Consider the following 9,102-nt stretch of genomic DNA (forward strand, 5'->3'; position numbering starts at 1 on the left):
GGTCGGTGAGCAGCAGCAGCGCCGTCAGCGCCAGCAGGGTCCCGAGCAGCAGGCTCGGCCCGCGACGCTGCCGGCGCCGCCGGTCCGGGCGCCGCGGGTGCGGTGGCCTGACCGGCGTCATCGGGCCGGGGTGGCGACGAGGACCTTCTCCAGGGCGGCGACGTCGTCGGCGCAGGCGCCCGCGCCACGCACCACCGCCAGCCGCGGCTGATCGGCCAGCCGGACCGGCACCCCGAGCTCCCCCCGCAGTCGCTCCGGCAGCCCCTGCAGCTGCGCGGCGCCACCGGTGAGGGTGAGCCCGTCCTCCAGCACGTCGCCGGCCAGCTCGGGCGGGCACACGTCCAGCACGGCCGTCACCAGGTCGACCAGCTGCAGCACGACCGGCTCCAGCATCCGCCGCACCTGCCCGGAGCTGAGCTCGACGGTCCGTGGCAGGCCCGTTCGCACGTCCCGGCCGCGCACCCGCATCCGCTGCTCCTGCGCCAGCGGGTAGGCCGCGCCGACGGTGTGGGTGATGTGCTGGGAGCTGCGCTCCCCCAGCAGCAGCTCGTGCTCGGCACGCACGCCGGCGGCGACCGCGTCGTGCATGTCCTCCCCGCCGACCCGCAGGCTGCGGGCGTTGACGACCCCGCCGAGGCTGATCACCGCCACGTCGGTGGTACCGCCCCCGACGTCGGCCACCAGCGAGGCCCGGGCGTCGTGCACCGGGAGTCCGGCACCGATCGCGGCGGCCATGACCTCCTCCAGCACGAAGACGCGGCGCGCCCCCGCCCGCAGCGCGGCGTCCTCGAGGGCGCCACGCTCGACGGCGGTGACGGTGGTCGGCACGCACACCACCATCCGCGGCCGCAGCAGCGGGGAGGCGCCGGCCCTGCCGACGAACTGGCGCAGCATCTGCTCGGTGAGGTCGGCGTCGGTGACCACGCCGTCGGCCAACGGCCGGAGCGTGAGCACCCGCGCCGGTGTCCGGCCGTGCATCTCCTCGGCCTCGCGCCCGGCCGCGACCAGCCGGCCGGTCGCGGCGTCGACGGCGACCAGGCTGGGCTCGTCCAGGACGACTCCACGGCCGGAGCGGTGCACCAGCGTGCTGGCCGTCCCGAGGTCGACGGCCAGGTCGCTGCCGAGCAGGGCCCGCCGGGCTCGGGTCCGCCACCCCTCCCGCGCCGCGGGTCCGCCAGCCGTGCTCACGCAGCGATGGTATGCCGCTACGCGCCGAGGAAGACGTAGCGCGCCAGCAGCAGGGCTCCGACGACGTAGAGGACCGGGTGCACCTCGCGTCCCCGCCCGCTGAGCGCCTTCACCAGGCAGTAGCCGATGATGCCGAGGCTGACGCCGTTGGCGATCGAGAAGGTGAGCGGCATCGCCACCACGGTCAGGAACGCCGGCAGCGCCTCGGACATGTCGTCCCAGTCGATGTCCTTGACGCCGGTCATCATCATGGCGCCGACCAGGATGAGGGCCGGGGCCGTCGCCGCGCCGGGCACCGCGGAGGCCAGCGGCCACAGGAACATCGCCAGCCCGAACAGCACGCCGGTGACGGTGGCGGTCAGCCCGGTGCGGCCGCCCTCGCCGATGCCGGAGGCGCTCTCGACGTAGGTCGTGGTGGTGGAGGTGCCGAGCACCGCGCCGACCGAGGTCGCCAGGCCGTCCATCGAGTAGGTGCGCCGCACCCGGGGCATGTCACCGCGCTCGTCCAGGTAGCCGGTGCGGTGCGCCAGGCCGGTCAGCGTCCCGGTGGAGTCGAAGAAGTCGACGAAGAAGAAGGTGAAGATGACGCTGAGCACGCCCAGGCCGAGGGCGCCGGCGATGTCCAGCTGCCCGAACAGCCCGCCGGGCCACACCGGCATCGCCACCAGGCCGTCGGTGAAGCCCGGGAAGGCCTGCATGGTGCCCTCCGCGCCGCCGGCGTAGACGTCGGCGCGGGTGACGATGGCCAGTGCGCTCGCGGCGAGGATGCCCCACAGGATCGCGCCGCGCACCCGCAGCGTCATCAGCACCGCCGAGAGCACCAGCCCGAACAGCGCCACCCAGGCCGAGGGCGCGGTCAGGTCGCCCATCGTCACCAGGGTGGCCTCGTCGAGCACCACCAGGCCGGCGTTGCTGAGCCCGAGGAAGGCCAGGAACATGCCGATGCCGGCGGTGATCGCCAGCTTGAGGTTGAGGGGGATCGCCCGCACGATCGCGGTCCGGGCTCCCACGACGGTCAGCACCACGAACAGCACGCCGGAGATGAACACCGCCCCGAGCGCGGTCTGCCAGGGCACCCCCATGCCCAGCACCACCGTGTAGGTGAAGAAGGCGTTCAGCCCCATGCCGGGTGCCTGCGCGAACGGGTAGCGGGCCACCAGGCCCATCAGCAGGGTGCCGATCATGGCCGCCAGGCAGGTGACGGTGAGCAGCTGCACGAAGCTGTTGGGGACGTCGATCGCCTCGGACAGGATCTGCGGGTTGACGAAGACGATGTAGCTCATCGTCAGGAACGTCGTCACGCCGGCGCGCACCTCGCGGGACCGGGTGGACCCGTGCCTGGTGATGCCGAAGAAGCGGTCGAGCACGCCCGTGGCCGGCGCGTCCGGTCGTGTCGTCTCGGTGGCCATGGGCTCTCCTCGTGTGTGTGGCAGGTCAGCGGACCCGGTCGCCGCCGACCCAGACGGCGGCCACGTCGGCCGGCGCGCCCAGGACGAAGGTCTTGGCGAGGGCGTCGATGCCGTCCCGGGCGTGCCGGAGCCCAGTGTGGAGCACCGAGCCGCTCTCCGGCCGCACCCACACCGCGTCGAGGTCAAACCCGGCGTCCAGGACCCCCACCCGGTCGGCCAGGCCGAGGGCGCGGGCCCCGGCGGCGGTGGCCAGGAAGAGCAGATGGGCCGGGTGCAGCCGGTAGCCGTCCGGGCGCAGCTGCTGCACGAACGCCGCCTGCAGCCCCTCCTTGAGCAGCCCGAAGCCGCTCCCGGCCCCCACGTCACACCCCAGCGCGACCGGCACGCCGTGCTCGACGTGGCGCCGGAGGGGGAACAGCCCGCTGCCGAGCGCGGCGTTGCTCGTGGGGCAGTGCGCGACCGCGGTGCCGAGCTCGGCCATCCGGGCCAGCTCCCGGTCGGTCGGGTGCACGTCGTGCGCCAGCACCGCGCGGGTCCCGAGCAGCCCGTGCCGGTCGTAGGTGTCCAGGTAGTCGCGGGCGCCGGGGAACAGCTCGGCGACGGCGTCGATCTCCTCGGGGTTCTCGTTGAGGTGGCTGGTGAGCAGCAGCCCGTCGGCCTCCCCCAGCAGCGCCTTGCACGCCTGCAGGAGCGCGTCGGAGGCCGACACCGAGAACCGTGGGGTGATCGCGTAGCGCAGCCGGCCCCGCCCGTGCCAGCGGGACAGCAGCTGTCGGCCCTCCTGCACCGCCGTCTCGGGGTCGGTGTGCAGCTCGGGGCGCAGCCGCCGGTCGCTGAGCACCTGCCCGGCGGTGATCCGCAGCCCGCTGCGCTCGGCCTGCTCCAGCAGCACGTCCACCGCCGCGCTGAAGTGGGAGCCGAAGACCAGGGCCGTGGTGGTGCCGGCCCGCACCAGCCCGCTGAGGAACTCCACCGCGACCTCGGCGGCGTAGCTGTGGTCGGCGAGCCGGGCCTCCTCCGGCAGCGCGCACTCCTCCAGCCACTGCAGCAGCGGCATGCCGAGGCTGCCGATGGCGCGCACCTGCGGGTAGTGGACGTGGGTGTCGACCAGGCCGGGCAGCAGCAACCCACCGCGCAGGTCCTCCACCGGGGCCTGCGGGTGCTCGGCCCGCACCTGGTCGTAGCGGCCGCGCGCCAGGATCTGCCCGTCAGCCACCACCAGCCCGGCGTCCTCCTCGACCCGGAGCGCGTCGGCCCCGTGCAGGAACGGGTCCCGTGGCGTGTCGAGGACGGTGGCCCGGTAGAGCCGCACGGTCACGACGCTGCTCCCGCCCCGGGCACCGGCCTGGGCCCGGGCAGCGGTCGCGGCCGGGTTGCCGCGCCGGCCTGCGTACCGCTGCTGAGCAGCTCGGCGGCCACGCTGACCGCGATGACGGCAGGCTCCTTCCCTTTGACCTCGGGCAGGCCGATGGGGCAGCGCACCCGCGCGATCGCCTCCGGGCCGTGGCCCTCCCGCGCGAGCCGGACCTGGAAGCGGGACCACTTCGCCGAGGAGCCGATGACCCCGATCCGGCCGGGCACGTCCGAGCGCAGCGCCGCGTCCAGCACGGCCAGGTCCTCGGCATGGTCGTGGGTCATCACCAGCACGTCGGTGCCGGGCGGCAGCGTGGGGAGGACCGACTCCGGGGCGGCGGCGTGGTGGCGGACCAGCTCGCCGGCGCCGGGCGGGATCTCCTCGGCGAGCGCCAGCCGGTCGGCGCGGGAGTCCACCAGGTCCACCCGCAGGTCCAGCCGGGTGAGGATGCGGCACAGCTCCAGCCCGACGTGGCCGGCGCCGAAGACCGCCACGGCGCGCCGGGCGGGCAGGTGCTCCAGCAGCACCTGCACCGTCCCGCCGCAGCACTGCCGGCCGTGCCGGGTGGGGGCGTGCTCGGACAGTCCCAGCTCGACGGTCCGGGGCGGCAGCGCACGCGCCGCCATGGCGCCCGCCGCCGGGCTCCGGCTCCCCTGTCGGGCCTGCTCGGCCGCCTGCGCCAGCAGCGCCCGGGCCGCGTCGATGCACTCGGCCTCCAGGTTGCCGCCCCCGACGCTGCCGTGGCTTCCTTCCCGGGCCACCACCATCTTGGCGCCGGGGTCGCGGGGGGCGTGGCCGCGCACCTGCAGCACCGTGACGAGCACGCACGGCTGCCCTTCCTGCTGCCACCGGGCCAGCGCGGTCAGCCAGTCCACCTCAGGCCTCCACCGGGAGCTGCCGGGGCACCCCGTCGGTGGCCGGCCGTCGGTGCCCGTCCGGCTGCCGTCGGGCCGCGTCACGGGCCGCGGCGACCGCCCACCAGACCGCCTCGGGGGTGGCCGGGCTCGCCAGCCGGACCTCGTGGCAGGGCGGGCCGAAGGCGGCGACCGCCTGCCGCAGCGCCTCGCGGACGCTGAAGGCGAGCATCAGCGGCGGCTCCCCGACCGCCTTGGAGCCGTAGACCACCCCGGTCTCGGCGCCTTGCTGGTAGAAGTCCACCCGCAGCTCCTCGGGCAGCTCCGAGAACGAGGGCAGCTTGTAGGTGCTGGCCCCACGCGTCGCCAGCCGTCCCCGGCCGTCGCCGTCGGAGGTGTCCCACCGCAGCTCCTCCAGGGTGAGCCACCCGAGTCCCTGCACGAAGCCGCCCTCGACCTGGCCCACGTCCACCAGCGGGGACAGGCTGTCCCCGACGTCGTGGAGGATGTCAGTGCGCAGGAACCGGTAGGCGCCGGTGAACCCGTCCACCTCGACCTCGGAGACCGCGGCCCCGTAGGCGAAGTACTTGAACGGCTCGCCCTGCATGGCGGTGCTGTCCCAGTGGATGCCCTCGGTGCGGTAGAAGCCCGCGGCCCACAGCGAGACCCGCTGGCTGTAGGCGGTGCGCACCACCTCCGCCCAGGGCAGCCGGTCGTCCCCGAACCCGATCCCGGTCACCTCGCCGTCGACGAACCGCACGTCGGCCGGGTGGATGCCCAGCATCCGGGAGGCCACCTCGGCCAGCCGCTCGCGGACCTGGTAACAGGCGTGCTGGATGGCGCCGCCGTTGAGGTCGGCGCCGGAGCTGGCCGCGGTCGCGGAGGTGTTCGGGACCTTGTCGGTGCGGGTGGGTGCCAGCCGCACCATCGGCAGCGGCAGCCCGAGCGCGGTGGCGGCGACCTGGCGCATCTTGGTGTGGAGCCCCTGGCCCATCTCGGTCCCGCCGTGGTTGATGAGCACCGACCCGTCCTTGTAGACGTGCACCAGCGCCCCCGCCTGGTTGAACGCGGTGAAGTTGAACGAGATCCCGAACTTCACCGGCGTGATCGCCAGGCCCCGCTTGGCGTGCTCGTGAGCGCGGTTGTGGGCCGCTACCTGCTGCTGCCGGGCGGTGAAGTCGCTGCTGGCCAGCAGCTGGTCCCAGATCCGCTCCAGCCGCTCGGCGTGCCGCACCGGCTGGCCGTAGGGGGTGCGCTGACCGGGGCGGTACAGGTTGCGGCGGCGCAGCTCGTCAGCGGGGATGCCCAGCCGGGAGGCGGCCCGGCCGAGCGCGTCCTCGATCACCAGCATCCCCTGCGGGCCACCGAAGCCGCGGAAGGCGGTCTGGGAGGTCTTGTGGGTGCGGGCGATCCGGCCGAGCACCTCCACCTCGGGCACGTGGTAGGCGTTGTCGACGTGGCACAGCGCCCGGGCCAGCACCGGCTGCGACAGGTCCAGGCTCCACCCCCCGTCACTGGTGAGCGTGGCCCGCAGCGCCTGCAGCCGACCCTGCTCGTCGAAGCCGGCCTGGTACTCGGCGTGGAACGGGTGCCGCTTGCCGGACATCGTCATGTCCTGGGTGCGGGTGAGCCGCAGCCGCACCGGACGGCCGGTGAGGGCCGCACCGAGCGCGGCGACGGCGGCGTAGCCGTGCGGCTGCATCTCCTTGCCGCCGAACGCACCGCCCATCCGCAGGCACTGCACGGTGACGGCGTGGCTGGGCACTCCCAGCACGTGGCCGACGATCTCCTGGGTCTCGGAGGGGTGCTGGGTGCTGGACTGGACGAACACCTGCCCGGCCTCGTCGACGGTGGCCAGCGAGGCGTGGGTCTCCAGCGCGAAGTGCTCCTGGCCGCCGATCTCCAGCTCCCCGGAGACGACGTGGGCGCTGCGCGCCAGGCCGGCGGCGACGTCACCACGGCCCAGCACGGGCTGGTCACCCTGGAAGCTCCCGGCCGCGATCGCCTCCGCCACCGTGACCAGCGCCGGGAGCGGGTCGTACTCGACCTCGACCGCCGCGGCGCCCAGCCGCGCGGCCTCCAGCGTCTCGGCCAGCACCCAGCACACGGCGTGGCCGTGGTACATCACCTCGGCCGGGAACAGCGGCTCGTCGCCCTTGACGCCGGCGTCGTTGACGCCGGGCACGTCGGCGGCGGTTAGCACCCGCACGACGCCGGGCACCGTGGTCGCGGCCGTCGGGTCGAGCCGGGTGACGCGGGCGTGGGTGTGCGGGGCCTGCACCGGCCAGGCGTGCAGCACGCCGCTGGTCCGCGGGACCAGGTCGTCGGTGTAGACGGCGGTGCCGGTGGCGTGCAGCACGGCGCTCTCGTGGGGGACGGCCTCCCCGACGCTGCCGGCTTCGGGCCGGTCGTGCAGCGAGTGCGGGCGGGTCTTCATCGAGCCACCTCCGGCTGGGTCTCGTGGTGGAACCTCAGCAGCGCCTGCCGCAGCATCGCCGCGCGGTAGCCGGCGCTGGCCCGGTGGTCGCTCATCGGGGTGCCCTCACCGGCCATCACCTCGGCGGCCTCGGCGAAGGCCTGCGGGGTCCACGGGCCGCCCTCCAGGGCCGCCTCGGTGTCGCGGGCTCGCACCGGCGTAGCGGCCACGCCGCCGAGGCCGATGCGCACCCGCTCGACCCGGCCCTCCCGCTCCCGGGCGGCGATGCCGACCGCGACGCTGGAGATGTCGTCGTAGCGGCGCTTGGCCACCTTGGAGAACCGCGCGACCGGCAGCGGCGGGACCGGCACGCGGACCGCACGGATGAGCTCGTCGGGCTCCCGCTGGGTCTGCCGGAAGCCGGTGAAGTACTCGCTCACCGGCACCGTCCGCTCCCCTCGGGTGGAGGTGAGCACGACGTCGGCCTCCAGGGCGAGCAGCACCGGTGCGGCGTCACCGATGGGCGAGGCGGTGCCGAGGTTGCCGCCGAGGGTGGCGCCGTTGCGGATCAGCCGGGAGGCGAACAGCGGCATGAGTGCGTCGAGCAGCGGCACCCGTCCCGCCAGCCGGCGCTCCAGCTCGGACAGGCTGAGGGCGGCGCCGATGGTCAGCGCGCCGCGGTCCTCGCCGAGCTCACGCAGCTCGGGGAGCTGGTCGACGGCGATGACGAGCGGGGCGCGGCGGTGCCCGATGTTGACCTCCACGCCCCAGTCGGTGGCACCGGCGAGCAGCACCGCGCGCGGCTCGGCGGCGAGCAGCCGCAGTGCCTCGGCGAGGTCGGCGGGGCGCACCAGCGCGCCCTCGTCCCCCGCCAGCCGGGTGGGCCGCGGGGCCGGGGCTGGCTGGCGGAGCCGCTGCGCCAGCGGATCCTCCGGCGCGGGCCGGCCGAGGGCGAAGGCGGCGTCCTTGATCGGCCGGTAGCCGGTGCACCGGCACAGGTTGCCGCTGAGCGCGTGCAGGTCGAAGCCGTTGGGTCCCACCTCGTGGTCGGCCGCGGGGGTGCCGTCCAGCGCGGCATCGGCCGTCGTCTGCTCGCCGCGGTCGTCGCGGTAGTACTCCGCGGCCATGGCGCACACGAACCCGGGCGTGCAGTAGCCGCACTGCGAGCCGCCGCGGGCCGCCATCTCGCGCTGCACCTCGTGCAGCCGCTCGGGTGTCCCGAGCCCCTCGGCGGTGATGACCTCCTGCCCGTCCAGGGCGGCGGCCGGGATGAGGCAGGCGTTGACGGCCGTCCAGCACGTCCCGCCCCGGCCGTCGGCGCGGGCCAGCAGCACCGCGCAGGCGCCGCACTCCCCCTCGGCGCACCCCTCCTTGGCGCCGGTGAGCCGCTGCGAGCGCAACCAGTCCAGTGTGGTGGTGTGGGCCGCGACCACTCGCGGGTCGAGCGGGACGGGTCGGCCGTTGACCACGACCGCGGGTGTCGACGTCGCCTCACCGCTGGTCCCGGCCGTGCGTGTCTCGGTCTCGGTGGCCATGACCATCTCCTCACCGCGTGCGCGCACCGTGATGCGGCATGGTTCGAGGTCAGGCGCCGGGGCCGCCGTCGGTCCCGTCCCCGGTCTGGTTATCCATGCGAACAGGCCGGGTTCCTGGACGTCACTGTAGCGCGGGGCACGGCGGCGGTGAAGGGAACGCGCCCCGGGCGGGGGCGGTCACGGCGTGGTCGGGAGCGGCTCCAGGGCCCGGGTGACCCAGACGGTGGCGCGCGTCTCGGCGCTGGCGCGGCAGGTCAGCCGGGCGGGCGGGCCCTGCTCGGCGACCAGCCGGGCCCGGTAGCGGCCGGCACCGGTCACCTGCAGGTCCACCTCGGCCTCCTCCGGG

6 protein-coding genes are annotated in these 9,102 nt (G+C 75.1%); all 6 read right to left on the reverse strand.

All coding sequences use genetic code 11. The features are described from left to right. Window positions 1-117 precede the first annotated feature (117 nt). From mreB to GFJ45_RS13495, 6 genes are read right to left on the reverse strand one after another with little or no spacing between them, the layout of a single operon-like run. Window positions 118-1,188 carry a rod shape-determining protein gene (gene mreB, locus GFJ45_RS13470; protein ID WP_153398068.1) on the reverse strand — a complete coding sequence of 357 codons (1,071 nt, stop codon included), beginning with the start codon at window positions 1,186-1,188 and terminating at the stop codon, window positions 118-120. A 17-nt stretch (window positions 1,189-1,205) separates the two neighbouring features. Further along, on the reverse strand, window positions 1,206-2,597 hold the full coding sequence (locus tag GFJ45_RS13475) for an NCS2 family permease (RefSeq protein ID WP_153398070.1): 1,392 nt from the start codon (window positions 2,595-2,597) through the stop codon (window positions 1,206-1,208). 25 nt (window positions 2,598-2,622) lie between these two features. Then, window positions 2,623-3,915 (reverse strand): guanine deaminase, encoded by a 1,293-nt coding sequence (guaD, locus tag GFJ45_RS13480; protein ID WP_323368741.1) that lies wholly within the window; start codon window positions 3,913-3,915, stop codon window positions 2,623-2,625. Next, a complete protein-coding gene (xdhC, locus tag GFJ45_RS13485) occupies window positions 3,912-4,826 on the reverse strand; it encodes a xanthine dehydrogenase accessory protein XdhC (RefSeq protein WP_153398072.1) in 915 nt (304 codons plus the stop codon). The genes guaD and xdhC overlap by 4 nt, the downstream gene beginning before the upstream one ends. 1 nt (window position 4,827) lies before the next feature. After that, entirely contained in the window at window positions 4,828-7,242 is a 2,415-nt protein-coding gene (gene xdhB, locus GFJ45_RS13490) for a xanthine dehydrogenase molybdopterin binding subunit (RefSeq protein ID WP_153398073.1), read from the reverse strand. Next, a complete protein-coding gene (locus tag GFJ45_RS13495; RefSeq protein WP_153398075.1) occupies window positions 7,239-8,756 on the reverse strand; it encodes a xanthine dehydrogenase small subunit in 1,518 nt (505 codons plus the stop codon). Before GFJ45_RS13495 ends, xdhB begins: the two co-directional genes overlap by 4 nt. Window positions 8,757-9,102 lie beyond the last annotated feature (346 nt).

The organism is Ornithinicoccus halotolerans (genome assembly GCF_009602535.1).
Classification (GTDB): domain Bacteria; phylum Actinomycetota; class Actinomycetes; order Actinomycetales; family Dermatophilaceae; genus Ornithinicoccus; species Ornithinicoccus halotolerans.